General features: G+C 34.1%; 18 protein-coding genes, 1 other RNA gene and 1 riboswitch. Of the genes, 7 read left to right on the top strand and 12 right to left on the bottom strand.

Features of this window, described 5'->3' with window-relative positions; translation table 11 throughout:
- Positions 1–125 precede the first annotated feature (125 nt).
- The 4 genes from ssrA to HYN86_RS19725 all read left to right on the top strand — a co-directional run bounded on the left by ssrA (position 126) and on the right by HYN86_RS19725 (position 3,741).
- Positions 126–523, top strand: a transfer-messenger RNA (tmRNA) gene (ssrA, locus tag HYN86_RS19710).
- A 247-nt stretch (positions 524–770) separates the two neighbouring features.
- A complete protein-coding gene (locus HYN86_RS19715; protein WP_113679596.1) occupies positions 771–1,163 on the top strand; it encodes a Rid family hydrolase in 393 nt (130 codons plus the stop codon).
- Between the two features lie 259 nt (positions 1,164–1,422).
- Entirely contained in the window at positions 1,423–3,090 is a 1,668-nt protein-coding gene (locus tag HYN86_RS19720) for an ATP-dependent nuclease (RefSeq protein WP_113679597.1), read from the top strand.
- A 363-nt stretch (positions 3,091–3,453) separates the two neighbouring features.
- Complete coding sequence (locus HYN86_RS19725; protein ID WP_162789410.1) at positions 3,454–3,741, top strand: hypothetical protein; 288 nt, start codon at positions 3,454–3,456, stop codon at positions 3,739–3,741.
- Positions 3,742–3,867: 126 nt separating this feature from the next.
- Here HYN86_RS19725 and HYN86_RS19730 read toward each other — a convergent pair whose 3' ends face one another.
- From HYN86_RS19730 to HYN86_RS19780, 11 genes are all read right to left on the bottom strand, one after another.
- Positions 3,868–4,389 carry a DUF3347 domain-containing protein gene (locus tag HYN86_RS19730; RefSeq protein WP_113679599.1) on the bottom strand — a complete coding sequence of 174 codons (522 nt, stop codon included), beginning with the start codon at positions 4,387–4,389 and terminating at the stop codon, positions 3,868–3,870.
- Entirely contained in the window at positions 4,386–6,827 is a 2,442-nt protein-coding gene (locus HYN86_RS19735) for a zinc-dependent metalloprotease (protein WP_113679600.1), read from the bottom strand. Before HYN86_RS19735 ends, HYN86_RS19730 begins: the two co-directional genes overlap by 4 nt.
- A 5-nt stretch (positions 6,828–6,832) precedes the next feature.
- On the bottom strand, positions 6,833–8,257 hold the full coding sequence (locus HYN86_RS19740) for a RagB/SusD family nutrient uptake outer membrane protein (RefSeq protein ID WP_113679601.1): 1,425 nt from the start codon (positions 8,255–8,257) through the stop codon (positions 6,833–6,835).
- A 4-nt stretch (positions 8,258–8,261) separates the two neighbouring features.
- Complete coding sequence (locus HYN86_RS19745; protein WP_113679602.1) at positions 8,262–11,909, bottom strand: SusC/RagA family TonB-linked outer membrane protein; 3,648 nt, start codon at positions 11,907–11,909, stop codon at positions 8,262–8,264.
- A gap of 132 nt (positions 11,910–12,041) precedes the next feature.
- Complete coding sequence (locus HYN86_RS19750) at positions 12,042–13,181, bottom strand: FecR family protein (protein ID WP_113679603.1); 1,140 nt, start codon at positions 13,179–13,181, stop codon at positions 12,042–12,044.
- Between the two features lie 194 nt (positions 13,182–13,375).
- Positions 13,376–13,945, bottom strand: coding sequence for an RNA polymerase sigma factor (locus HYN86_RS19755; protein ID WP_113680012.1), 570 nt, complete (start codon positions 13,943–13,945; stop codon positions 13,376–13,378).
- A gap of 143 nt (positions 13,946–14,088) precedes the next feature.
- Positions 14,089–14,328: a hypothetical protein gene (locus HYN86_RS19760; RefSeq protein WP_113679604.1), complete on the bottom strand. Its 240-nt coding sequence runs from the start codon at positions 14,326–14,328 to the stop codon at positions 14,089–14,091.
- Positions 14,329–14,615: 287 nt separating this feature from the next.
- Positions 14,616–16,088, bottom strand: a complete 1,473-nt coding sequence (locus HYN86_RS19765; RefSeq protein WP_113679605.1) for an aminotransferase class V-fold PLP-dependent enzyme — start codon at positions 16,086–16,088, stop codon at positions 14,616–14,618.
- A 96-nt stretch (positions 16,089–16,184) separates the two neighbouring features.
- The gene (locus HYN86_RS19770) at positions 16,185–17,174 is read right to left on the bottom strand and encodes a TlpA disulfide reductase family protein (protein WP_113679606.1); all 990 of its coding nucleotides are present in this window, start codon (positions 17,172–17,174) and stop codon (positions 16,185–16,187) included.
- Positions 17,175–17,422: 248 nt separating this feature from the next.
- Positions 17,423–17,522: riboswitch (SAM riboswitch) on the bottom strand.
- Positions 17,523–17,788: 266 nt separating this feature from the next.
- Positions 17,789–18,139: a hypothetical protein gene (locus HYN86_RS19775; RefSeq protein ID WP_113679607.1), complete on the bottom strand. Its 351-nt coding sequence runs from the start codon at positions 18,137–18,139 to the stop codon at positions 17,789–17,791.
- A 179-nt stretch (positions 18,140–18,318) separates the two neighbouring features.
- Positions 18,319–20,181 carry a TonB-dependent receptor plug domain-containing protein gene (locus HYN86_RS19780; protein WP_113679608.1) on the bottom strand — a complete coding sequence of 621 codons (1,863 nt, stop codon included), beginning with the start codon at positions 20,179–20,181 and terminating at the stop codon, positions 18,319–18,321.
- Positions 20,182–20,248: 67 nt separating this feature from the next.
- Here HYN86_RS19780 and HYN86_RS19785 point away from each other — a divergent pair, with 67 nt between their 5' ends.
- The 3 genes from HYN86_RS19785 (at position 20,249) to ligD (ending at position 24,917) form a co-directional block, all read left to right on the top strand.
- Entirely contained in the window at positions 20,249–21,742 is a 1,494-nt protein-coding gene (locus HYN86_RS19785; protein WP_113679609.1) for an aminotransferase-like domain-containing protein, read from the top strand.
- Between the two features lie 149 nt (positions 21,743–21,891).
- Positions 21,892–22,347, top strand: coding sequence for a hypothetical protein (locus HYN86_RS19790; RefSeq protein WP_113679610.1), 456 nt, complete (start codon positions 21,892–21,894; stop codon positions 22,345–22,347).
- 8 nt (positions 22,348–22,355) lie between these two features.
- Positions 22,356–24,917 (top strand): DNA ligase D, encoded by a 2,562-nt coding sequence (gene ligD, locus HYN86_RS19795; protein ID WP_113679611.1) that lies wholly within the window; start codon positions 22,356–22,358, stop codon positions 24,915–24,917.
- Here ligD and ku read toward each other — a convergent pair.
- A complete protein-coding gene (gene ku, locus HYN86_RS19800; protein ID WP_113679612.1) occupies positions 24,914–25,693 on the bottom strand; it encodes a non-homologous end joining protein Ku in 780 nt (259 codons plus the stop codon). The two genes, ligD and ku, sit on opposite strands and share 4 nt — an antisense overlap.
- Positions 25,694–25,939 lie beyond the last annotated feature (246 nt).

The raw sequence follows: 25,939 nt of genomic DNA on the forward strand, positions 1-25,939 counted from the left end.
GACTTTTAAAAAGTTACAGTTTTCGACTTTACAACTTTCGACTTTATGACTTTTGACTTTCTAATTTTTCTGAAAATTTTAGCATAAAGTAATTTCAAATAGCATAAATTTGCAATCCTATTTTTGGGGTCGACTGGTTTTGACAGCAAGTCGAATTGAACAGTAAGCACGTCGAGCATTGAGACCTTGCTCGTAAATATAAGATCTCGAACTTTTACACGGCGAAAATAATTACGCTTTAGCTGCATAATCCGAATCATAGTAAGATTGCGCCACGTCTCTACAAGGTAGAGAAGCTGGATTCTCCTGGAAAGCCTTGGTTTGTGGCGTTCCGTCAAGGAGAACCGTAAAAATAAACCTAGAAATCCATGAGCTTCGGGTGGGTTTCGAAAATTAAGAAGATAAGTGTTCGGTGGCTGTTTCTGGCCTAGCTTAACATCGAAAATCTAATCAGGAAATAAGCGTGTAGAAAGCTCTTTAGTTGCTTGTTTGGACCCGAGTTCGATTCTCGGCGACTCCACAAAAAAGCCTGTAAACTTATTGTTTACAGGCTTTTTTTATTTTAAATCCTTATTAAATAACGAAACTAAAATCAGACTTAAAATTTGGTTTCTTTTTAAGGGTGTAGATTATCTATAATCCACTTAATAATATTACGAAATATCGAAAAATTTATTTTCTCTTTATTTAGTTTTTTCACTGAAATTAAACCACTTGCAGCATTGGTGTAATAATTGGCATAAGGAAATAAAATTTTAAAAACCTTAATTATGCTAAACGTGAAAAAAGAATTGGGAACATTAAGTATGCCATGGGAAAAAGAATATGGTTATGCTCAAGCAGTAAAGAATGGAGACACTCTTTGGATTTCTGGACAATTGGGTCACGATACTGAAGGAAATCTTGCTGAGGGAATGGAAAATCAGTTCGAGAAAACTTATGACAACATTAGAACTTTGTTGAATAATTTTGGCATGAATGAGGATGACATTGTAGAAGAAGTTATCTATGTAACTGACATGGCAGCTGCATTTCAGGCAAGAAAAAAAATAGGGAAAGACTTTTATCCAGATCCACAGAGAGTTGCCAGCAGCATTGTTGGAGTAACTGAACTTGCTTTACCGGGACAAATGGTAGAAGTAAAAATTGTTGCAAAAAAATAAAGTTTAATAAAGACATAAAGCATTTTGCACTTAATAAAGTTCTCCAGACAGCTCAAAGTCTGATTTTATAATATCTACAAAAAGCCTGTAAAGTTAGTATTTACAGGCTTTTTTTCAATTAACAATGTTACTTAAATATTTTAAGTGTTAATAAATTTAATTTGCCACATAATAATTACAAATCAACCAAATCAAGTAGTTTTGCTCTAAACTAAATAGTTATAAAGTTATATTTTTAGAAATTAAAACCTAACTATTTATGAAACTACAAAAACTTATCATTAAAAATTTTCGAGGACTAAAAGGAGAAAATAACATCATTGACTTCTCATCCTCAAACATTATTTTTCTTATAGGACTAAATAATGTTGGTAAATCTTCTTTTCTACGTGCATATGAATTTTTTATTAACTCTGCTCAAAAAGCAAATACCTCAGATTTCTACAATTATGACATCAATATACCTATTGAGATAGAAGGTGTCTTTCTAAAAGATGAATATGACGATGATGATGACGAATTAGCAGCTGCTTCTAAAGGCAAAGGCACAGATCCAGACTGGATTAAAAAATGGGTTGATGAAAATAATTTTATTCGAATAAAAAAAATCTGGACAGAAACTAATACTGCAGATAAATTCACATTTTCTCCTGAAACTGACGAATGGGTGCTAAACGGTTTTGGCGGAATGCCTTCACTATTCCAAAAACATTCTCCAACACCTATTTTAATAAGTGCAATGGAAACTGAAAACAGTCTTGAAGAAAAAGTTAATAAATTAATTCAAGATGAAATTCTGAAAAAATTAAAAGACGACTATGGCGAAGACTTAAATGAGCTGGTCACTGGCGTTAAAAGGTTGCAACAAAAAATAGCAGATTCAGAAATTGTTACTAAATACAACGAGGAAATAAATGAATATTTTAAAAAGGTATTTTCAGATCTCACTTTAAAACTTTCACCTAAAGATGATGATAATATAAAACTGGAAGATTCATTTAAAAAAAATCACAGTGTTACAATTAGTAAAGATGGAATTGATAGAAATGAGGTTTTTACACAATACGGACACGGTGTAATTCGTCAGGCATTATATAATTTTTTAACTTTCCTAAAAAGATCTCGTGAAGGAAAAAAGAAAGAATATATTATCTTATATGAAGAGCCTGAATTATTCTTACATCCTGAAATTACTTTTAAATTGAGAACAAGTCTATATGATCTAGCTGACAACTCTCCATTTCAAGTTATATGCGCGACTCACTCACCTCTTATGATTGACATTTCTAAACCACACTCCTCATTAGTAAGAGTAATTAAAAAAGAGGACGAAACAACATTTACTTACCAAGTGGGAGATGAAGTTTTTAGAAGTGATTCAGATCGGAAGCAACGTATTCAAATGATAAATAGATTCAATCCCCATGTATGTGAATCATTTTATGCGAAAATGGTAATTATTGTTGAAGGAGATACTGAAGCTATAGTTTTCAGGGATTTAATTAAACGCTTCTATAACGACTACGAAGTTTACGTTCTAAACTCAGGTTCAAAAAACAACATACCATTTTTCCAAGAGATTTTTACGGCATTCCATATAAACCACTGTGTAATACATGATTCAGATACACGATTAAACAAAAATAATTCAATTAATAGTGCCTGGACTTTAAATAGTTCTATCTGGAACAAGATCGTTTCCGCAAATCAAATTATGGACGGAATGGCTAGACGATATGTTCATGTGGAAAACTTTGAAATCGCACATGGAATTACTTCAAATGGTAAAGACAAACCTATAAGAGCATTTAACTTCGCTCAAGGTTTACAGTTTGATTCCGATGTACCTTGCCTCGCTTTACTAAAAGATCTTTTAGGGGATAAAATTATACTCCATGACAATAATTACATTGAGCAGTTAAATTAGTTCGAAACCAAAGAATTATTACTTTTAAGACAAAAGAAATCCTGCAAACATTTAGTTTGCCGGATTTTTGTAAAAATTGGATTTGCAATACGTGCTCGCAAAGTCTAGCTCAACATATTAAAAAAAATCCAGTATTTAACTATAGAAACGCAAACGGAAAGAATTTTCGAGTAATCGTTACAAATATCCGAGCGATCGGGATTCAAAAGTTATCCAAACTGCATTATACCAAAAATACCTTCAAAATACCAATAACAACCGATATTTCCCTTCATTTCTATTGGTATTCGCTGAGGCAGGAATTTGTCTTGAATGAAATCTATTCCCACTCAATTTTCGTATATACAAGAAAAAGCTGTTGTCATGGAAACATTACCAACCTTTCTTGTAAAAATTCTGCAGATACTTGCCGACAGATACGGCATGAGCTGTACTTTAGAAGAACTAACAAGTCTCTTAACTCCGGTTTTTAATACTTACACACTCCTGCAAAACAGTATAGCTGATCAAAGGAAAAAACAAGCGAGGGTACTAGATGCTTTACTACTTTTGGATAAGGAAGGATATATCTTTTTAAGTTCAAGTTCTGATGAAAGTACAATAAGTATAAAAGGTCTAATTTTAGTAAATAATAAAGTTATTTGCAATTAGATTACTATCACCCCAACAATCCCATTAACAAATCAACAATAACGGATATTCTTCTTTATTTAAAAAAACAAATGCAGCTCCTTTTCAGGAAACTGCACTTATCAAAACTAATTCAATTAAAAAAAATTATAAACTTGCTTTCACCTCACCACAGGTCAGCATATTTTTTGGATAGTATGGATTTTTGATTTCTTTACTGTCACTTACCCATTCTGCACTTGTCATTGGACAAACCTGCAAAAATAATGCGGTATCTTCTGCTTTGAATTTAGGAGCAAGATCCCAAAATTTAACAGAAAGTGATTGAAAAACTTTGCGCTGCTTGTTGATGTTTTTGGTTGCTTCAATTGCAGCTGCAAGCTCTATAATTTCTTTTCTTGCTGCTGTCGCTTCATTCATTTTTTGAAGAGTCAGTTTTTTAAACTTAAAGTTCTTTAATGAAGCTTGTAATGCCACGGCGTTTTTAACTACAGCCAGACTATCTGAAATTAATAGGTTGTTTTTTAAAGCCAGATAATTACTTGTGATTTCCTTTTTCTGCGCTTCGCGTTTTGACGCTAATTCTGGTGTTACTTCTTCTTTAGAAGTTAATTGCGCCTGCGCTAAAAAGCTAAAGAAAACAAAGGTTATAATGAATAAATTTCTCATGATGTAGGTTTGTCTAATTTTGTAATAATTTTATCGATGTCTATCAGAATGCTTTCAAAGTGATCTTTGTTGATTCCGGCTGCAGAATCTCTCATTTTTTCGATATCTGTTTTTAATTTTAGCAGATGTTGTTTTCCATAAAGTTTTACATCGCTGCGCTGTGCTGCATTAGAAGCTCTTCCCGGCTCTAGTTCTTTTGGCAATAAAAGCAAGCCTAATTTTTCGATATAACCGCGCTGAAATCCTCTTCTGTAAAAATCTTGTTTTTCGTCGCCGCTAAATTTTACCCAAACGGTTTGCTGTATATCGTTTAAAAACTCTGGAACTGTATAAGCTCCTTCAAACTGCATTGATTTTAGGTTAATATTATAAAGCATTCCTGAGCTAAGGAGCATATTTAAAACTTGATTCTGCTGGTCAGAAATCTGCTCTTCTCTTTTCAAGGCAATAAGATCGTCGATTTCCTGCGGATACATCCAAAGCGGCGAAACAAACAATTGTCTTCCTAAATAATCTATTGCCGCTTTTACTTTTGCTTTAGGAACCGGTCTGTAAACAGCACCTTTTTCGTCAACTGTTCTTTTGGTAACATAATTGCTTCCGATATTTTTCAGTACGTGGTACAAATACAAATTATACTGCGATACGACTGCTTTATGCATATCTGCTAAATTATCATAAGCATCATTTGGCTGATAAGTCCACGTGATAAGATTGGGCACTACACGTTTTAAATTCTTAATTCCGTAATCGCTTGCCTTTACTGCATCATCTCCAATATCTTCTTTTTGACTGCGCGGGTCTTCGTCTTTTCCTTCTCCTCCAAACCATAATTTCGGATTAGCTGTTAAGCTGTCTGTTGTTAATTTGGCCAGTAATTTTTCTTCTTCAAACTCGTCTTTCGCATTTGGATAATAACCATACCCCCATTGAACAGCCCATTTATCATAACTTCCAATTCGAGGGTATATTCCTTTTGGACTAATATTATCTTCTGGCTGTGCCACATAATTAAAACGAGCATAATCCATTATAGAAACTGTATGCCCATTTGCTTCTACCCATTTTTTATCTCTAAGTTTTTCTACCGGAGTAGCACTGCTCGCTCCCATATTGTGACGTAAACCAATAGTATGTCCGATCTCGTGAGAAGAAACAAAACGAATTAACTGTCCCATTAATTCATCATCCAAATGCATTTTTCTTGCTCTTGGGTCTAAAGCTCCAGCTTGGATCATGTACCATTTCTGCACTAATTTCATCACATTATGATACCATCCCACATGACTTTCGATGATTTCGCCGCTTCTTGGATCACTTACTCGTGGCCCGTAAGCATTTGGAGTTTGTGATGCATAATATCTTACTACAGAATATCTTGCATCTTCTAAACTCATTGTTTTATCATCTTCCGGCCATTCTTTACCTACAATTGCATTTTTAAAACCAGCCGCTTCAAAAGCTTTCTGCCAGTCGTTGATTCCTGCAATTAGGTAAGGTCTCCATTTTTTTGGTGTTGCCGGATCAATGTAGTACACAATTTGTTTTTTAGGTTCTACCAATTGACCGCTTAAGTATTTCTTAATGTCTTTGTCTTTTGGTTCGAGGCGGTAACGCTGGATAATATATTTTGTTTGAGCACGCTGTTCATCGTCATCAAACAGAACATATTTATTAGCAAAAAAACCTACTCTTTCATCGGCAAAACGTTTGCGCATTGGAGTTTTTGGAAGCAGTACAATCGATGTGTTTAAGCGAAGTGTTACACTGCCGCTGCTTGCTGTCGAATTGGTATATGTTTTTGTTGTTTTTACCTCAATATTAATAGGATATGTATCGATAGATTCGATAAAAGATTTATCATCTGCAAGAGAGGTTAATTTTTTTTCTGTTTTCTCTTTACTTTCCAAAGAGAACATAGCGTTATCTTTCTTGAAAGCATCTGTTACTTCAATAACAACATCTCCCGTAGTGGGATTAGTAGTTTTGACAGGAAACGCAGCCACAATTGGATTTTCGTTACTGCCAGCAAGTGCTTTTGCCAGCATCGAGTCGGCATTTTTTACATCTTGTCTGTATTGTAACGATCTTAAAAAGACAGTGTTATTTGCTCCTTTTTCAAAGTAAATAGTCTGTTCATTGGCTTTTTCTCCGCCAAAAATCCCAATTCCCTCAGGAGTAGAAAGATATCTCGTTACCACCAGCATATACCTGTTGAACAAGCTGTCTGGAATTTGAAAATAATATTTAGTATCTACCTGACTAACCGTAAAAAGTCCGACTTTGTTTTTAGAACTTTCTTTAATGATCTTTTCGTAGGCTTGTAAACCTTTTTGCGGTGCACTGGCACTATCCGCTTTTTTTTCAACGGGTGTTTGTGCAAAACCATGCTGGTTGGCAAAAACCAGCATGATTATTAAAATAAATAATTTCTTCATTGGAATTAAAATGGAACCTTTTCGTCTGTGTTTAAAGTAAGTTTAGGATTCTTTTGCAGCACAGATAAAGGAAATGGTATAATGTATAATCGAGAATTTGGCTGTAACGTATACGTTTTTTGAGGAACGGTTTTGTTTACAATTGGAAAAACTCTTGTAATTGTTTTTGCATATTCTGTTTCCGTATTCAATCTTTTTAAATCGAAAAAACGATTAAAACCTAAAAGCAATTCCTTTCTGCGTTCGTTAATAACCAGTTCCATTGTTTCTTTTCTTGTTGCCGGAACAGCTAAATTTACAGTACCAGATAAGATACGTTTTGCTCGTAAAGTATTTAAGACCGAAACTGCTTCATTAAATTGGTTTTCTCTTGCATAACATTCGGCCAGAATTAAATATACTTCGGTTGTTTTCATTCCAACTGTAGGATAAAAGAACCTTGTGTATTGAGTTCCCCAATATGCTGTGTTTGAGCCTTGATCTAAGTTGGTTGTACTTGTAGAATTGAAAAACAAATTGAAACGTGCGTCATTAGTACCAAACAACGTTCGTAACTCTGGACTGATAATATAAAGCTGTCCAAAATTCATTTCGTTATAACCCGTCATATACATATAACTCAGCACTTCAACATTATTTGCTGCAGGAACAGCAAGCGCAGTTGGTCCGCCCTGCGTGTTATAAGCTACCATATCAAATATCTGATTGTTGTAGCTCAATGATTTTTCTGCTGCTTCTTTCGCTTTGGCAATTTCGCGTTTAAATAAATGAACTTTAGCTTTAAATGCATAAGCAAATGCTAATGACGGATGATAAACATCCATAGGTTTTTCTTGTAGAAACGGCAGCGCGTCTTCAATATCTTTCTGAATAAAATCGTAAACCTGGGCTACGGTAGATTTTGAAGGCTGTGCTTCTAAATCAAATTTATCCATAATGCAGATTCCTCCGTCTGTAGCAGCCGTCTGCGGATCGTAACCTTTTGCATAGGTATTCACCAATAAAAAGTGATCGTAAGCTCTATAAATTTTGGCTTCTGCTTTTGCCAGACGTTTTGTGTTTTCATCGCCTTTACTTTCATCTACTAATGAAATAATGGTATTCCATCTGTTAATGTAAGTGTATGCCTGATTATAAAAACTTGAAGTTCCAAGTAATGAAACCCTATCCACACTTTCATCAAAAGTAAAATTGATGATATCAACGTTTGGAGTTCTTCCTATTACGTTTGCTTCACGCATCCATTGGTCATCTGATAAATATTGAAAGTTATTGATTGGATAACCTCTTCCTGGCAGTGAAACTAATTCCAGAAATTGTTCAGGTGTTTCAATAACTAAAGCTCCTTTCGGTGTAATATCTGTATAATCTTCGCATGATGATATTGTCAGCATCATGAACGACAGCAGTGTTATATATATCTGTTTCATTTTTTTAAAGTGTAAGGTTAAAGCCAAGTAAATATGTTTTTGGCGATGGCAGATTACGTGTAGCTGAATTTGCGCTATAAACTTCTGGATCAATACGATTTCCGGCTGCACTCCAATACCAAATATTGTTCATTTGGAAAGTAAATTTAGCCGATGAAATATTCATTTTAGTCGCAAAGGTTTTTGGCAGATTATATCCTAATGAGATGTTTCTCAGTTTGATATAATCTCCATCTACAACATTTGCACTTGAATTTCTCCATTGGCTGCTGATTGTAGATGCGTAATTTCTAACACTTTCGTCTAAGTCTACGTATAAACGAGTATTCCCATTTGGATTGGCATCTGTATAACGATCAGCAATCCCTGATAGGTTTACCACATCAGTATCCATAGCCAGAACTTCTTTACGCATTACGTTTCCTCCAGAGAAAACAAACAAGAAGTTTAAATCAAACTGCTTATAAGAAAATCGTTGTGACAACGAACCTGTATAAGTTGGTATTAAAGTTCCCATGTTTACTAATGCATCCGGATTTGTAACCGTTTTTATACTGGTAGAAATTGGATTGCCATTTGCATCAAAAGTGATAGACGGATTTCCATTTTCATCTAAAACATAAGGGTATCCATTAGTTGTTCCGCCATATTGGTATGCATATAAACTATTGTACAATTCATTTTCTTGAAAGAAATCGATAGGTGAAGAAATATATACAGCAGCTGATGACTGTGCTCGTGTCACTTTTCTAACAGTTGTTTTGTTGTAAGCAAATACAATATTAGAAGCTACACGAAAACTACCGTTGTTGTACCATTCAGATCCAACTGTAAATTCTACCCCTTTATTTAATAAGGCTCCAGCGTTAATTCTTCTTGTCAAAGCCCCCACTGTAGGATCTAAATCTGTTGTAGCTAATAAGTCGCTGCTATATTTACGATATAAATCGATACTACCATTTAATTTTGCTCTAAACAAACTATAATCCAGACCAACGTTTGTGCTTTGCGTTTTCTCCCATCTCAACATCGGATTTGGCTGCGCTGTAATATTGGTATACTGTAAAGATTGGTATAAGTTATCGTTTCTTCTTGTAGCGGTAATGTATGGAGTTGTACTTTGGTCTATATTTCCGTTAATACCATATGTCGTTCTCAATTTCAACATGCTTACCCATTTGACAGGTTTCATGAATTCTTCATTGCTTACATTCCACCCTAAACCTGCAGACCATAAAGGACGATTTTTATATTTTGGATCTACTCCAAATAAATCGGCTCTATCTACACGGTAACTTCCTGTCACGTTATATTTTGATAAATAAGTATAACTCGCAGTACTAAAAACTGAAAAATAACGGTGTAATATTTCTTTTTGTGTTCTGGCTAAAGCCCCTAAAGTTCTATTATTTCCGAATATATAACTTGAAACTCCTGTTTGACTTAATGCAAGATTATTCATTACAGCCGAAGTAAGTGTTACAGGGTCGTAACCATAACGCAGCGACTCAACAGTTCTTGGAAGAAATGTTTCGCGCATTTCAAAACCAGCCAAAGCATTAATAGAATGTTTGCCTTCCCCAAATTCCTCAGCATAATCTAACTGATTTCTAAAAGAGTAATTAGTAGCCTGACTACTGGATTGTTCGAAACGTCCTCCTGTAGAAAAACCTTCTACTGGTGTATACACATTTGTAGCTGCATTATATCCTGTCAGGGTATTAATTGCATAGCGCATTTTATAAGAGTTAATGTCATAATACTGCTCATTATCGTTTCTTCTTACCTCATATTGAAACTGCGTATTATAACTTAGACCTCTCCAAATTTTGGCTTTTATGTTGGCAAATGCTCTTAAACTTAGTGAATTTTGTTTTTCGATTCCTTCCTGAAGCGAGTTTAAAACATTAAAAGACATTGGTTTAAACCCACTTAAACCTGCTAATTTTTCGGCAACAGCCGGATTAATAACACCGCTCGAAGTAAAACCATCTCTAATTCCGACAAAAGGTGCTATAACCAGATTCCCGTTATCATCTGTAATGCGCTCGTATCTTTTTTGAATAGTCAGGTAATCGTTATAATCACCATCGGTTACGTCATCATTGCTGTAAGTTCCGTTAACTCCAAATGTTGCATTCAGCCAGTTGTTGATCTGAAAACTGCTTTTTGCATATAGATTAAATGCTCTGCTTTGGTTGAATTTCACGCGATTTTTTGATTCGTCATAATTTAACGACACGTAAGTATTCTGTTTACTTGTACTACCAGAAAAGGCTACATTGTAACGCTGTCTGAATTCATTCTGCCATACATTATCGTGATAATCTTTTATGTAGTCGTTTTTTCTCCATTGCGAAAGCGTACTGTCATAATCAGCATTACTAATTTTTCCTTCTTCCAAATTCCTGTTAAGCTGGTAAAGCGGACTGTAGTATTTCATACTGCTGTTCCCAATATCTCCATAATTGCTAAACATGGTCGATGTGTTGGCAAATCTTGCTCTTTCTCTATTGTAAACAGCCTGTTCAAGATCGATTATATCGCCTGTAGAAGCGTAATTCATATCTCTCATGTTCGGTTTTTCCGCAATAAAGAAATCAGAATTGATACTTACTTTTAATTTTCCATTTCCTTTTTTGGTCGTTAATACAATGATACCATTTGCCGCTCTCGAACCATAGATAGAAGCTGCAGCCGCATCTTTAAGAACGTCTACACTTTCTATATCATAAGGATTAATATCGTTTAGAGTCAATTCTGTTGGTAAACCATCAATTACTAAAAGCGGACTATAACCAACTTGGTCACTAGAGAAAGTACCGATACCTCTTAAAATAGGTTTATCGGCAGCTGCGCCGCTTGGATTTTTCTGAAACATCAAACCTGCAACACGGCCTTCAAGCGCGCTTGATAAATCAGCATTGATGTTTTCATTTAATGTTTTCTCATCAACTTTGGCAATTGCTCCAGTAAAGTTGCTTCTTGCTATGGTTTGATATCCCGTTACCACAACTTCTTTCATTGCAGCCACTTTGTCCTCCACAACTAGAGTCAACTGGGTTCTGCCTGTGATACCAAAAGATTTTTTCTCAATAGTCAATCCAGAACATTCTAGAATACCATTTTCTGGAACATTATCAAAAGTAAAACTTCCGTCAAAATCGGTTATACTATTTCTGTTGGTTCCTACAAGGGTAACAATGACTCCAGGAAAAGGCTCGTTTTTATTATTTAATACTTTTCCTCGGACGTCGATTAGTCCGTTTCCCAAATTTTCGGTTTTTTCTTTTCCCGCAGTTACCACAATAGTTTGATTGGTAATGGAATATTTTAAATTTTGGGAATTAAAAATCCGGTTCAATGTTTCTTTTAAACTCGAATTCTTTACATTAATAGTAACTGGACTTGCATCTTTAAGCAGTTTCTGAGTATAAAATACTTCGTAGTTACTTTGTTTGGCAACTTCTTTCAAAACCGTTTCAAGTGATGCGTCTTTGAAATTAATGCTGATATTCTGTGCCTGTCCCGAATAACTGCAAAGCAGTATAACAAGTGCACCGAAGATCTTTAAACAAATAGAAAAATTAAATCTGGGGATCTTTTTTTCAGAATTTTTGTAAGGTTTTTTTGGTTGTAAATTTAATTTCATACATTTACATTGGTTATAGTTAAACAATAGGTGTACAACTTATACTGGCTATAAACCTTTATAACAACCAGAAGCATCGCAACTGCCTCTGGTTTTTTAGTTTATAGACCAATATATACGGTAAATTTCGATCTAGGGATATACAATAATTGTTTTTCCTTCAACCTTAAATTTTATATTACTAAGCTCAAGTACCTTTAATACTTCAGACAAATTTTTATTCATAAACGTTCCTCCGTTAAATCTCACATCCGAAACATCGCCGCGGTATTCTACTTTAATTCCGTACCAGCGTTCCAATTGTTTCATGACCGTTTTTAAGTCGGCGTTATCAAATTTAAAACGGCCGTTTTTCCAAGCGACTGCGGCTTCGGTATCCACTTCTTTAATTTTAATTTTACTAAAGTTGTCAGATATACTAGACTGCTGTCCTGGTTTTAAAATTGATTTTTGATTTTTATAAGAAACCGCAACGCTCCCCTCTAACAATGTAGTTTTTACAACCGATTCGTTGGTATAAGCATGTACGTTAAAATGAGTTCCCAGCACTTCAATAGATTGACTGCCCGATTTTACAATAAAAGGTTTGTTTTTATTTTTGGCAACTTCAAAATAAGCCTCTCCTTCTAATTCTACAATTCTTTGATCGCCGTTAAACTGCGTTGGATATTTAATTGAGGAAACTGTATTAAGATAAACTTTGGTTCCATCTGCCAAAACAATATTGTATTGACCGCCTGTTGGTGTCGAAAGTGTATTAAAAGAATCTGGATCGTTTTTTGAATTATCAGCATTTGGATTGATCACGTATGTAATAACACCATTTGCCCCCATTTTAATGGTCACTTCTTGATCGTCTCCTTCTTTGGCAATGGTATCTTTTCCAGAAATAGCCGAAAGAACAATTTGTTTTCCGTTAGAAAGGGTCAAAATACCTCTTGTACCGCCGGGAGCAATTTCTTGCGGTTTTGCTGCAACCTCAATATTTTGTTGTTTGGGTTTGGTGAAATAAAATATTCCAGAACCTAGTAGTACTGCTATTGATGCAGCCACAGCAATGCGCGGCCAAAGAGAAATGACTTTTTTATCTTTCTCTAACGGCAGATTCGATTGTAAATAATTATAACTGTCTTCCAGTTCGTATTCGCTGAGCTGTAAATTGCTGCGAGAAGCTTTATTCAGATACCATGCATCAAGCTTGTCGCTTTCTTCATTCGATAAAGTACCTTTCTGATATTTTTTCAGCAATGCTAAGATTTCAGTTTCATTCATAATTACAACACGAAGTTTTGTCCTGTTTTAAGTAAGACAGTTAGAAATGACCTTTGTCATAGACAATGACAAAAAAAAATTAAAAAATTATTATTATATCATTAATAAAGCCGGAATAGTATTAACTCTTCTTTACGGATTACAACGATATAGCTAGATTTTATCACAGAAATTAACAAAAACACAATTCTTTGTTACCACACAAAAACACCCATAAAATTCTTGAGTTTTTCGCGTAATATTTTAACGGAATTATATACCTGCTGTTTGGCTGTTTTGTCTGTAATATTCAATTGAAGTGCAATTTCATCATACGAAAGTTCTTCTACTTTTCTTAAAAGAAAAACTTCGCGCATTTTTTCGGGCAGTAAAGCAATTTCTTTTGCAATAATCGATTCTAATTCTTCTTCCCTAAGTTTAGAATCAGCGAAGACATAGTCGTTTTCTACGAAATTGGAAATGGAATCAGCGTAGCGTGAAACCACTTTTTCATGAGCGATATAATTGAGTACTCTATTTTTTACCGCTTTGTATAAATAAGAAGAAAGAGATCCGGTTACTGTTAATTCGTTACGTTTGTTCCAGATCGAGAGAAAGACCTCTTGGACAACATCATTGGCCTCATCTTGATTTTCAAGAATTTTATAGGCATGATTAATTAGAAGTTTAGAATACCTTTTAAAAATTTCTGTATAGGCCGATTGATCATCTTCTTTAAGAAGACGTAATAAAATATCATCAGCATATTCGCTATAGAGAGGCATTAATAAAAAGGGTTGAGGATCAAAAAACGCAATATTAAACATTTTTTATGTTAAAAACTAAAACATACAGAAAAGGGTGACATTATCTGATGTATTTAAATTGGGTTTAAATGGAATAGACTGAAACCTTTTCTGAATAAACCTTAAGTGCTTCTAACGACAAAAAACAAGATTTCTTCTTCTAATTCTTTAGATAAATTTTCACATTCTAGTTTACGGCGGAAATTTTTCTCGAATTTTTTCTTATAAATTTGAGCATCAACTACGTTGGTGCAGTAATCATCGCAAATTGATCTGAACTTCTCATTGGTTAAGTACAGTACTTTGATCGATTCAAAGTATTCCGCAAATCTGATATTATATAACTCTTCAGGTACAGACATAATTTGGAATTTAGCAGGTAAAATATTTACGCGATTAAACACTTTCTAAGCGAAGAAATTAATTCCTAAGATACCTCAGCAATTATTTGTAAATCATTTCACCTCTAAATTATAAATTTAAAAGACTGTTTTTTTTAGAAAGAGGTTGCAAATTATAATTTGCAACAATATTCAATTTGACGAACGTTATTTGAAACATGTTTTACAGCTGTGATTTAAATATTTTTAAAGAGAAAATAAAGTAACCTAACAGTTTTTTATAACCTGTTAAGTTACTTTATAAGATTTTAATCCAGTCTAAACCATTCATTTACTTCTTCTGTAATTGTTTCTTTTATTTCGGGATTTTCAAATTCATTTGAAGCTGAATTGTATACATAATCATGCTGCCATTTTTTATAATGCAGCGTGATTTGCTCAATTGCATCGCATATAAATGTAACCTCATCATTTGTCATGATTGGATGCAGTGACAAACGAACCCAGCCTGGTTTATTCGTTTGATTTCGTTCTAATAATTCATTTGTAAGTTCTGCCGATTTATTTTCATCTATATTGAAAAGATAATGCGCATACGTACTCGCGCAAGACCATCCGCCTCGAACCTGAATTCCGAAACGGTCATTTAAAAGTCTTACGATTAAGTTGTAGTGAATATCTTCGATTACAAAAGAAACACAGCCGATTCGTTCTGTTTTAAGGTCTCCTAGAATGGACAAACCTTTTATTTTTTGAAGTCTTGAAAAACAAAGATCAAGCAGTTCTTTTTCTCTGTTTTTAATGTTTGAAACTCCCATTTTATCTTTTAATTCTAAAGCTAAGGCAGTTCTTATTACTTGTAGAAAGCCTGGCGTCCCGCCATCTTCTCTAACTTCTATGACCTCGCTATAACAATATTTACCCAGCGGATTGGTCCATTTTACATTTCCTCCGCCTGGATTATCCGGAAAATCTGATTTGTATAATTTCTCATTAAAAACCAAAATACCGCATGTTCCGGGTCCGCCAAGAAATTTATGAGGCGAAAAGAAAACAGCATCTAACTGCTGCTCTGGATCTTTTGGATGCATGTTGATTTTAACATAAGGTGCCGAAGCTGCAAAATCTACAAAGCAAAGTCCGCCGTTTTGATGCATGATTTTAGCCAGTTCATGATAAGGCGTAATAATTCCAGTAACATTAGAACAGGCCGTAAAAGAACCAATTTTCAAGCTTCTGCCAGCATATTTTTTAATTTCTTCGGAAAGAATTTTAGGATCGACCAAATTATTTTCATCTGCAGGAAGAATCACAACTTCTGCATTTGTTTCGTACCAGGAAACCTGATTCGAATGATGTTCCATATGTGTAATAAAAACTACTGGTTTATCTTCTTCATTACTTGTTCGCAGTCCCATGATTCTTTGCAGCTTCGATAAAGCAGCAGTCATTCCCGTTCCTGTTGTAATTAAGACATCGCACTCATTTGCATTAACCGATTTTTTAATACTATCTCTGGCATATTGATATGCGTAAGTAGACGTTTTCCCGGTCTGACTTGAAAGCGAATGCGTATTGGCAATCATCGGTCCCATTTTATTAAGCATAATATCCTCGATCGGACTGTATAATCTTCCGCTGGCAACCCAATCTGCGTAAAGCAGATTTTGTTTACCATATACCGATCTATACGTATGATTTACACCTACTGTATTTTCTCTAAACTTAGAGAAGTAACATTCTAACTCAATTGGTTCTTTTGTTGTCTCAATTGCATTCATTTCCTGATCATTTTAAATTAACTAATTTTTTTATTGATGAACTTTAATCTTTTGGTGAGTAAAGCATTTTGACTTGACTCTATGTGTTTAAAACGTTCATATTTTTTTTTCTAAAAGCGATTTAAGTGTAGACTGTAACTCTTCGCCCTGAAGATTTTTGGCTACGATTATTCCGTTTGAATCGACTAAATAATTTCCAGGAATTGCTCTTATTCCGTATAACTTCGCAACGGCGCTGTTCCAAAAAAGTAAATCAGAAACGTGGAGCCAAGTCAAATTATCATCCTGAATTCCTTTGATCCAGTTTTCTTTCTTTTTATCCAAAGAGATTCCAACAATATTGAATCCCTTATCGTGAAATTCTTTATAAGCGGCTACGATATTTGGATTTTCTCTTCGGCATGGGCCGCACCACGAAGCCCAAAAATCGACTAAAGTGTAACCTTTTAAATTTTCATAAAAACGGATTGGTTTTCCCTCTGGATTATTGGCTGTAAAATCTGGAGCTTTTTTCCCCACTGCCAATCCGTCCAAAACAAGGGCAAGATCTTTTAGCTCTTTCACGTAAGTAGTATTTTGCTGGGTTTTATCGAGCAAGGCAATATTTTGTCTAATTTGTTCTGGTGATAATCTGTAAGACCAATTTCTGTACAATACATAAGCCGAAACAATTGAATTAGGATTTTCTGTAATGAATTTACTGATTTCTACATCTTTCGATTTTTTGTAAGTTTCAAATAAATCTTGAGAAGCAGAACCTTCGACTACTGAATTGCTGTAATATTTCTTCGGATTTAATTTTACTGTAATAGGGCTTTTTTCAAGAAAAATATACAAAGGACTGCTTTCTGTATTCACACTTAAACCGTACAATTCGGGCGTTTTCACTTTAGTTTTAAAACTAAAATTTCCGTCTTTCACTTTTACCGAATCAATTGTGGTAAACATTTTATTATGAAACTTTTGCAGGTAAACATAGTTAACAACTGTATCTACAACAGTTCCTTTTAACTGCAAATTATTTTCCTGTGCCTGAGTTTGGCTAAAGCCAAAAAGGAAAGCAAAGCCTAATAGTATTTTTTTCATTGTATTTTGATTTTGGTTAATAATGGATATAAAGATATTCAAGCCCAAATGTGAAAAGGCTTCTAGAAATTGTCGAATAATAAAAATATTGGGAGAATTTAATTTCTTCACATTCGGAAAAAAGCAAGACTATTTTCTTCGAAAATTAAATTCAAAAGTTCGTAACCTGAGTATAAGATTGATTCGGTTTTCATTTTAAAAAAATAAAAGTTTAAAAATATGACCTTATTCAGATTTGGAGGAAATCTTTCTTATCTGTCCACTATAGTGGAAGGATTTAGCACCTTATTCGGTAACAGGTTGCTAAGACGTCAATGGGCCTATTCCCTCGGTCTTTCTGGATAAGTATCATTCAGAAATTTTCTGTGGTACAAATATACATACTAATTCTATCAAATTAGTAGTATTTAATAATATTTTTTTCAATTTTATTTTAAGAATTGCTCTATACCCTTGTAAAAACACTGAATAACAACAATTTAAAATGAAAAATAAATTTAAAGAATTTTAATTTTTACAAAGAATTTCCAAAAGAAAATTAGTTTTAAATTCTTTACGGCATAAAAAAACTCATTTCGTTTTGAAATGAGTTTATAATTGTTCTGATTGAATAATTATTTATTCTTTCTTTTTTTAGCACTTTCTGTCTGCAGTTTAACGCTGTCTTTTTGCACTCCTTTTGCAGGCGTATAGGTCGAACCATCTTGTACACTTTCTCCTGGCCCGCTTCCTCTGCCGGCAGTACTTAAAGAATCTGTATTACCATTTGCAGTTGTTGGAGTTTGAGTAGTTACAATATTTGTCGATGTAGTGGCAGTATCAGAAACTTGTTCTGTTTGTGTTGTGTCAAGAGGAACGCTGGAAGTTTCTATTTGATCACTGTAACCGTCGTTCTTTTTACAAGAAAACAGGACTCCAGTTACAAATACAAAAAGTATGACTTTTGATTTCAATAAAGCTTTCATAATAAATGTTTTAATGTTTGCAAAAGCTAAGTAACTACTTATAAAACAGTTAATCTTACAGTATTTTTAGAAATTTTTACATAAACATTCATATGAAAACTAATTTTTTAAAGCACAAAAGCCTGAAAACAATTAAGTTTCCAAGCTCTGTAACTAACTAAAGTAAAATGATATTCGTCTTAAAAAGTCACTAATTTCACTCCCAAAGTAAACCATCTTGACGGCAGAGGCACCGCTCCTACTTCATAATAAGTGGCATTAAATATATTCTGCGCATCTAAAAAGATTGTAAATTTTTGAATGGACTGACTTACTCTAAAATCATTAACCCAGTAAGAAGGCCCAGTAATTCTTTCGTTAAAACGTGTTGCAAACAATACTGAAAAATTTCTGTATTGATAATCTATTGTATTGGTTATTTGATGTTTTAATGAAGAAATAAGATACTTAGAATATATTTCTGTTCGAGAACTTTCAAACTGAGAATCTAAATACGTATAAGCTAGAAGGATATTCAATCTTGAATCTTTAGAAAAATCAAATCTGTAGTTCCCTCGCAGGTTGATTCCGTTTGTTTTTAAATCTCCTGTATTTTGACTCTGCCATGGCTGCGTTGTCAAATCACGCATCCAATCGATGTAATTGTCTATTTTTCTGTAAAAATAATTAGCATTAAAGCTTAAAGCTTTTTTGTTGTATTTAAAACCAATTTCACTTTGAAAAGCATTTTCCGAATCTAAGTCGGCGTTGCCAATATTTCCTGTCTGCTTTAAATATAAATCTGTAAAAGATGGAATTCTCTGGCTTGTTCCAACATTTCCAATGATTTTAAAGGCATCTGTAATGGCATAACTAGCATCAATTCCAGGATAAACCTGCCATTTATAATCGGAATTATAATTCAAATAAGTTCCTAAATTCACATCAAGCTTATCTGTAAAACTCGTTCTGTATTCTGCATAGATTCCAACATTCTCACGGTCATGATCTCCAATATTAGACGAATGAATATTTTCATTTCTAAATTCAGCTCCAAAACCAATTTCGCCTTTAGATAATTTAACCGTCGAATTCAATTCTCCAGCGATAGAATTAGTATAATGCTGACTTCTTCCAACATTTAAATTTGAGTTTCCTAAGTAACGATAATCATCATAATTATATCGGTATGTTACTCTCGGCATAATTTTCCAATTTTCTGTAATAGCATGTTTAGATTGAATATTGGCAAATGTAGTCTGGACAATTTCAGTAGAATTTAAATCTCCTGGTGCTGCATAAAATCCGTTTGCTCCAAATCCGTTGTTGATGTAACCCGCTGAACCTAAAATTTCATTAGAGTCATTAAGCTGCACATTTCCTTGATAGAAAATTTTATTGTTTTCGAATGCGGTGTTGTATCGGTAGCCATTGCTTTTATCGTGAGAAGCAAAAATCAAATGCTGTTGTTTTTCTTTCCCCAAAACAGCACCAGCCTGAACGCCGGTTCCGTAAAAAGTGTCTCCTGTATCGCGGGTATCTTTTTCAAAATTAGAACCAGCGTAAGTGCTTACCAAAAATCCAGAATCTGTTGGTTTTTTAGTGATTATATTAATTGCTCCCGTTAAACTGTTGATACCGTAAATTCTTGCTGCCGGTCCGCGAACTACTTCGATTCTTTCAATAACTTCAACCGGAAGTGGAAGATTTAACATATTGTGTGCAGTCTGCGAATCGATTACTTTTGCTCCATTTAGCAAAACAACAGTTTGTTCAAAACTTCCTCCGTCTACACTTATATCTGCCTGAGTTCCAAACGGACCTCTTTGTCTAATGTCAACTCCGTTTGCGTATTGCAGTACTTCCTGAAGCGTTCTTCCTGGAAGTTTTTTAATGGTTTCACTTGAAATTACATACACATTTCTATTTTGTTTTGAAATTGGTGTATTAAATCGGTTTTCATTAATTATAACTTCCTCCATATTATTAATGGAATCTTTTTGGGTCTGTGCGTAAAAATTGGTACAAATTACTGTAAAAACAGCAAAATAGATTTTTTTCATTTGGTTATTGTTTTTTTGGCAAAAGTAGTACCTTGCCGTACCAATAAAGTATACCAGTTTTATAATTATGGATAGTCCGGTTGAAATTCCTTTTAGAAGCTTTATTCAGCTTAAGCCAGAAGAAAACACAGCAATTTATCTGCAGCTTGTTTTTGAATTTATCAAAGCCATACAAACTGGTTTTCTGCCTGAAGGAACCAAACTTCCCGGCACAAGAATACTCTGTAAAGTATTGTCTGTTAATAGAAATACATTAATTAAGGCTTTTCAGGATCTGGAATCGCAGGGCTGGATTGAAACGCTTCCTAATAAAGGAACATTTATTTTATCACAGCAAAAACAAAAAAGCCAAACTCAATATACTTTTGCAAAAGATCAAAATCAATCTGAATTAAATTTAAACACTGGTTTTGCATTTCAGCGTTCTACAATTCTCGAAAATCCAACAGAAATTAGTAATCTGCCTTATCAATTTAATGACGGAATGCCCGATTTGCGATTGGTACAAACAGATGTTCTCGCTAGACTTTACGTCTCCAAATTAAAAAGACGAAAAACTTCCAAAACATACGAACAAATTCAGCTGCGTTCCCACTTAAATTTTAAAACCCATTTTTCCAATTATTTAAATCTTACTAGAGGAATTCGAATTTCGACTTCAAACCTGCTCACAGCCAGCAGTCACGAAATCAGTTTATATCTGGTAACAAAAGTTCTTATCAGTCCTGGCGATAAAGTTGTGGTGGCTTCTCCCGGTTACTACATGTCTAATATGACTTTGACCAATACTGGAGCGCAGATTATTTCTATTCCAGTAAATGAAGACGGAATTGATACCAAACGACTAAAAGAAATCTGCGAAACTTCTGCAATTAGAGTGTTGTATCTTACTTCAAATTACCATTATCCTACGACAATTTTGCTCAGCGCTAAAAAAAGAATTGAGGTTCTGGAATTGGCAAATCAATATGGTTTTGTGATTCTCGAAGATGATTATGACTTTGATTTCCATTATGATAATAATCCAGTTCTGCCTTTAGCTGCATTTGATTCTAACCAGCGTGTGGTTTATATAGGATCTTTTGGAAAATCGCTTCCGTCGGGATTCAGCTACGGATTTGTTGCCGGCCCATCAGACTTTATTAAAGAACTCGAAAAACATCAAAACATACTTGAACCCAGCATCGATGTCCTTAAAGAACAGGTTTTAACAGAATGGATTACGGAAGGCGAAGTGCATCGTCTTTCGAAAAAAAATAAAAAGATTTACAAAGAACGAAGAGATTATTTTGTTTCGTTACTTAACGAAAAACTTGCAGACAAAATTAAATTTAAAGTACCGCCAAGAGGTCTGGCAATTTGGGTAGAATGGCTTGCTGATTTCAATCTTATAAAATTTCAAAAAGAATGTTCGAATAATGGATTATTCCTGCCGAAGACTATTTTGTACCAAACCAAAAATCTTACCGCCACCCGTTTGGGATTTGGACATTTAGAAAAAGAGGAAATGGAAAAAGCCGTTTCAATCCTCAAATTAAGTTTAGAAACTGTTCTTTCTTAAATTTATAAAAATTACAATTTAATATTTATAATTTCATATAAAGTATCTCATATACTGTCAATTATGTAATTTGTAAATCTAATCCTATAAGCAGAAGAGGTACTTTGGAAACTAACTTTGATATCAGTTAATCTCTAAATCACCTCGTCATGCTTTATACTTTTTTAGAATTACTATTAGTATCTATTGCAGCAACATCAGCCATGACATGGTTTAGTTATGCAATGTCACAAAATTTCAGGGAATTGTATAAAGAGCCGGTGCTTTTGAGCTACGCTATTGACAAAATGAAAATTGATCTTTCGACGCAGGCAAAAATAAATTGGGGCTGGATATTGCATTATGCAATCGGACTTTGCTTTGTAGTCGGATATCATATTATTTGGGTAAAGGATATTGCTCCAATTTCACCGCTAAGCGCTCTGCTACTAGGGGCAATCAGCGGTGTAATTGGCATAATCAGCTGGATAATTATTTTCAAAATGACTCATCATCAACCCCCAATTGATTTTAGAGGCTATTATATTCAGCTGTTCTTTGCCCATATCATTTTTGCTATTATCGCGACAGCACTTTATGCTGTTATGTTAAATCTTCAAATCTAAGAAAACTTATGTCACTGTCTAAATACAACCAGAAAAGGGATTTTAAACAAACACGTGAGCCGAAAGGAGAAATCGCGAAATCGGCTGATAAGTTAATTTTTGTGGTTCAGAAACATGCTGCATCACACTTGCATTATGATTTTAGATTAGAAATGGATGGTGTTTTAAAAAGTTGGGCAGTTCCAAAGGGGCCTTCAATGGATCCTGAAGTAAAACGCCTTGCGATGATGGTTGAAGATCATCCGTACAGTTACAAAGATTTTGAAGGCACCATTCCAGAAGGAAATTATGGCGCAGGAAATGTAATTGTTTGGGATAACGGAACTTATACTTCAGACGAAAAAACAGCCTCTGCTGAAAAGCAATTAGCATCCGATCTTAAAAAAGGACGTTTGAGTTTTATATTAAAGGGAAAAAAACTTAAAGGCGAATTTTCTTTGGTAAAACTTCATGGAAAACAGGAAAATGCCTGGCTGCTGATTAAAAAACAAGATAAATATGCAACTGATTCTGATATTTTAGAAAACGATAAATCGGTTATTTCTAAAAGGACTTTGGAGCAATTAGAAGAGAAATCTGAAAAGTTAACTGCCAAAATTGAGGAAAAGAGCAAAACTAAAAGTCCCGCAAAAAAAAAGGCTATCACAAAAGCAGAGGAAGCAGTATTTTTAAAACCAATGCTGGCCAATACCACTGAAAAACCTTTTGATGATGAAGAATGGATTTTTGAAAACAAATATGACGGCTATCGTACAATTGCTGTAATTAATCCGCCCAAAGTAGAATTATTCAGCAGAAATAAAATTTCGTTTGATACTAATTTTAAACCAATTGCCGAGGAATTAAAGAAGATTGATCATACGGTGATTCTCGACGGCGAAGTTGTAGTTGAAAATGAGTCTGGCCGAGCCGAGTTTCAAATGCTTCAAAATTACATTAAAACAGGAATCGGTAATTTAAAATATTATGTTTTTGATTTACTAAATCTTGACGGAAATTCAATAACCGATTTATCCCTTCTTGACCGAAAAGAACTGCTGAAGATCTTATTTAACAAATATGATTTCTCAAATATTTTTTATTCTGAACATACAATCGGAGATGGAATCAAACAGTTTGAAAATGCCAGAAAAAGTAAGAGCGAAGGCATTATTGCTAAAAAAGCAGAGAGCTCTTATTCTGTTGCCAATAGAAGTAATAATTGGCTGAAAATTAAAATTTCTAACGAAGAAGAAGCTATTATAATTGGAGTAACAGAACCTAAAAATTCCAGAAAATATTTTGGCGCTATTCTGCTGGGGCAGTACAATGGAAAAGAACTGCAGTATATTGGAAAATGCGGCACCGGTTTTACAGAATCGGTTTTAAAAGAACTTTACACCAAATTAGAGCCTCTTTTTACTGACCAATCACCACTTAAAGAAAAAGTTCCGTTACGTGATAAAATTCAATGGGTTAAACCCAAACTGGTTTGTCAGGTAAAATATTCTGAATGGACGCAGGATAAAAATTTAAGACATCCCGTTTATTTAGGATTGAGAATAGACAAAAAAGCCAGCGAAGTCAATTTCATCGGCAATATGAAAGAGAATAAAAAAAGCAATGATAACACAACTGCAATGGAAGATTCAAAAGAACATAAAACTGAAAATGATTATGATTTGAAAATTGGTAAAACGACCTTGCATTTAACCAACCAGAATAAAATCTATTTTCCGAAGGACGGAATTACAAAAGGGGATGTTATTCAATATTATAATGAAGTGGCACCGCTTATACTTCCGTATCTAAAGGACCGCCCAGAATCTATGAATCGTTTTCCAAACGGAATTGATTCTCCAAGTTTTTATCAAAAAGATATTGATCTGGATAAAACACCAAAATGGCTGAAAACCAAAAAAATATTCTCTGAGTCGAACGATGCCGATGTCAATTATTTGATTTGTAATGATAAAGAAACGCTTTTGTATATGGCAAATCTCGGCTGTATAGAAATGAATCCGTGGAACTCGACTATAAAACATATTCAAAATCCAGACTGGCTGGTAATTGATTTAGATCCTGCGACAGAAAATGATTTTCCGATAGTTGTACAAACAGCATTAGTAGTAAAAGAAGTGATGGATGAACTGGATACAGAATGCCTCTGCAAAACCTCTGGCGCTACCGGACTTCACATTTACATTCCGCTTGGAGCGCAGTACGATTATGATTCGATTAAAATTCTAGCCGAATTAATTGCAAAAGAAGTTCATGCGAGACTTCCAAAAATTACTTCGATTGAACGAAGCATCAAGAAAAGAAAAAATAAATTATATATAGATTTTCTGCAAAACCGCCGAGGACAAACTTTGGCTGCGCCGTATTCTGTTCGTCCAAAACCTGGCGCTACAGTTTCAACACCATTAGAATGGAGTGAAGTCACAGAAAAACTGCATCCTTCACAATTTACCATTAAAAATGTATTGGGACGTTTTGAGAAAAAAGGTGACTTGTGGAAACCTGTTTTATCAAAAGGAGCCAATATTAAAAAGATTATTTTAAAGCTGGAAGAAATGAAAAATAGTTAAGATGATTTTTTCTTTTTAGTTTCAAGACTTGCTTTCAGCATTTCCATTAAATCATCACTTTGTTTGTGTACGACTTTAAGTTTTGGAGAAGCTTTTTGAGGTTTTCCTTTGGCTTTCTTTTTAATGATATCCAAAAGTTTGGCAGTGTATTCGTCTTTAAATCCTGTGATGTCAAATTTCTCTGTAAGCTGATCTATTAGTTTTTCGGCCATATCCATTTCTTTGGTAGATTTTTTGGACATTGGCGGTAATTTTAATTCGCTTGTACTTCTAATTTCCTGTTCAAACCGAATTCGATTTAAAACAATTACATCTTTATAAGGTTTTAAAATCGCAAGACTTTCTTTATTTCTTAAAACAAAACGTGTCACGCCCACTTTTCCTGAAGCCTGAAGCGCATCACGAAGCAGTCCGTAAGCATTCATTGCACCTTTGTCTGGTTCCAGATAATACGGCTGTTCATAATAAATACTTTGAATTTCTTTTTCAAGAACAAAACTTTCAATATCGATAGTTTTCGTTTTGATGGCGTCCGCCGCTTCAAAATCTGAATCGTCTAGAATGACATATTTGTCATCCAATTTATAGCCTTTCACTATATTGGCAAAATCAACTTCTTTACCAGTGTCTTCGTTGACTCGTTTAAACTTAATATGGGCATGATCTTTTTTATCAAGCATATCCATATCAAGATTGCTTTCCTCTACTGCAGAAAAGATTTTTATCGGAATATTAATTAATCCAAAACTAACTGAACCTGTCCAAATTGATCTCATGATTTTTGTATTAGAAATATCTCCCTAAATTAAATGAGATAGGATATATAAACGTTACAAAATGAATCGATTAATTTATAAAATAAAGACTAATTTACATCGTGACAATTAATTTTTCATCAAGTCCCATAGGGACGAAATATTTATAGATAAAAAATACATTGTGTGTAAAAGAGCTCCAGAGGAGCGAAATATTTCGCTCCGCTGGAGCTTCTGTTTTCAAATCTTACATTACATTCTATAAAT

Origin of the sequence: Flavobacterium fluviale (assembly GCF_003312915.1) — a bacterium.
Classification (GTDB): domain Bacteria; phylum Bacteroidota; class Bacteroidia; order Flavobacteriales; family Flavobacteriaceae; genus Flavobacterium; species Flavobacterium fluviale.

Coding starts and splice junctions, on each gene's coding strand:
- HYN86_RS19730 (WP_113679599.1), bottom strand. CDS start 4,389: ATGAGAAATTTATTCATTATAACCTTTGTTTTCTTTAGCTTTTTAGCG.
- HYN86_RS19725 (WP_162789410.1), top strand. CDS start 3,454: ATGGAAACATTACCAACCTTTCTTGTAAAAATTCTGCAGATACTTGCC.
- HYN86_RS19740 (WP_113679601.1), bottom strand. CDS start 8,257: ATGAAACAGATATATATAACACTGCTGTCGTTCATGATGCTGACAATA.
- HYN86_RS19780 (WP_113679608.1), bottom strand. CDS start 20,181: ATGAAAAAAATCTATTTTGCTGTTTTTACAGTAATTTGTACCAATTTT.
- HYN86_RS19735 (WP_113679600.1), bottom strand. CDS start 6,827: ATGAAGAAATTATTTATTTTAATAATCATGCTGGTTTTTGCCAACCAG.
- HYN86_RS19720 (WP_113679597.1), top strand. CDS start 1,423: ATGAAACTACAAAAACTTATCATTAAAAATTTTCGAGGACTAAAAGGA.
- HYN86_RS19715 (WP_113679596.1), top strand. CDS start 771: ATGCTAAACGTGAAAAAAGAATTGGGAACATTAAGTATGCCATGGGAA.
- HYN86_RS19760 (WP_113679604.1), bottom strand. CDS start 14,328: ATGTCTGTACCTGAAGAGTTATATAATATCAGATTTGCGGAATACTTT.
- ku (WP_113679612.1), bottom strand. CDS start 25,693: ATGAGATCAATTTGGACAGGTTCAGTTAGTTTTGGATTAATTAATATT.
- HYN86_RS19750 (WP_113679603.1), bottom strand. CDS start 13,181: ATGAATGAAACTGAAATCTTAGCATTGCTGAAAAAATATCAGAAAGGT.
- HYN86_RS19770 (WP_113679606.1), bottom strand. CDS start 17,174: ATGAAAAAAATACTATTAGGCTTTGCTTTCCTTTTTGGCTTTAGCCAA.
- HYN86_RS19765 (WP_113679605.1), bottom strand. CDS start 16,088: ATGAATGCAATTGAGACAACAAAAGAACCAATTGAGTTAGAATGTTAC.
- ligD (WP_113679611.1), top strand. CDS start 22,356: ATGTCACTGTCTAAATACAACCAGAAAAGGGATTTTAAACAAACACGT.
- HYN86_RS19755 (WP_113680012.1), bottom strand. CDS start 13,945: ATGCCTCTCTATAGCGAATATGCTGATGATATTTTATTACGTCTTCTT.
- HYN86_RS19790 (WP_113679610.1), top strand. CDS start 21,892: ATGCTTTATACTTTTTTAGAATTACTATTAGTATCTATTGCAGCAACA.
- HYN86_RS19785 (WP_113679609.1), top strand. CDS start 20,249: ATGGATAGTCCGGTTGAAATTCCTTTTAGAAGCTTTATTCAGCTTAAG.
- HYN86_RS19745 (WP_113679602.1), bottom strand. CDS start 11,909: ATGAAATTAAATTTACAACCAAAAAAACCTTACAAAAATTCTGAAAAA.
- HYN86_RS19775 (WP_113679607.1), bottom strand. CDS start 18,139: ATGAAAGCTTTATTGAAATCAAAAGTCATACTTTTTGTATTTGTAACT.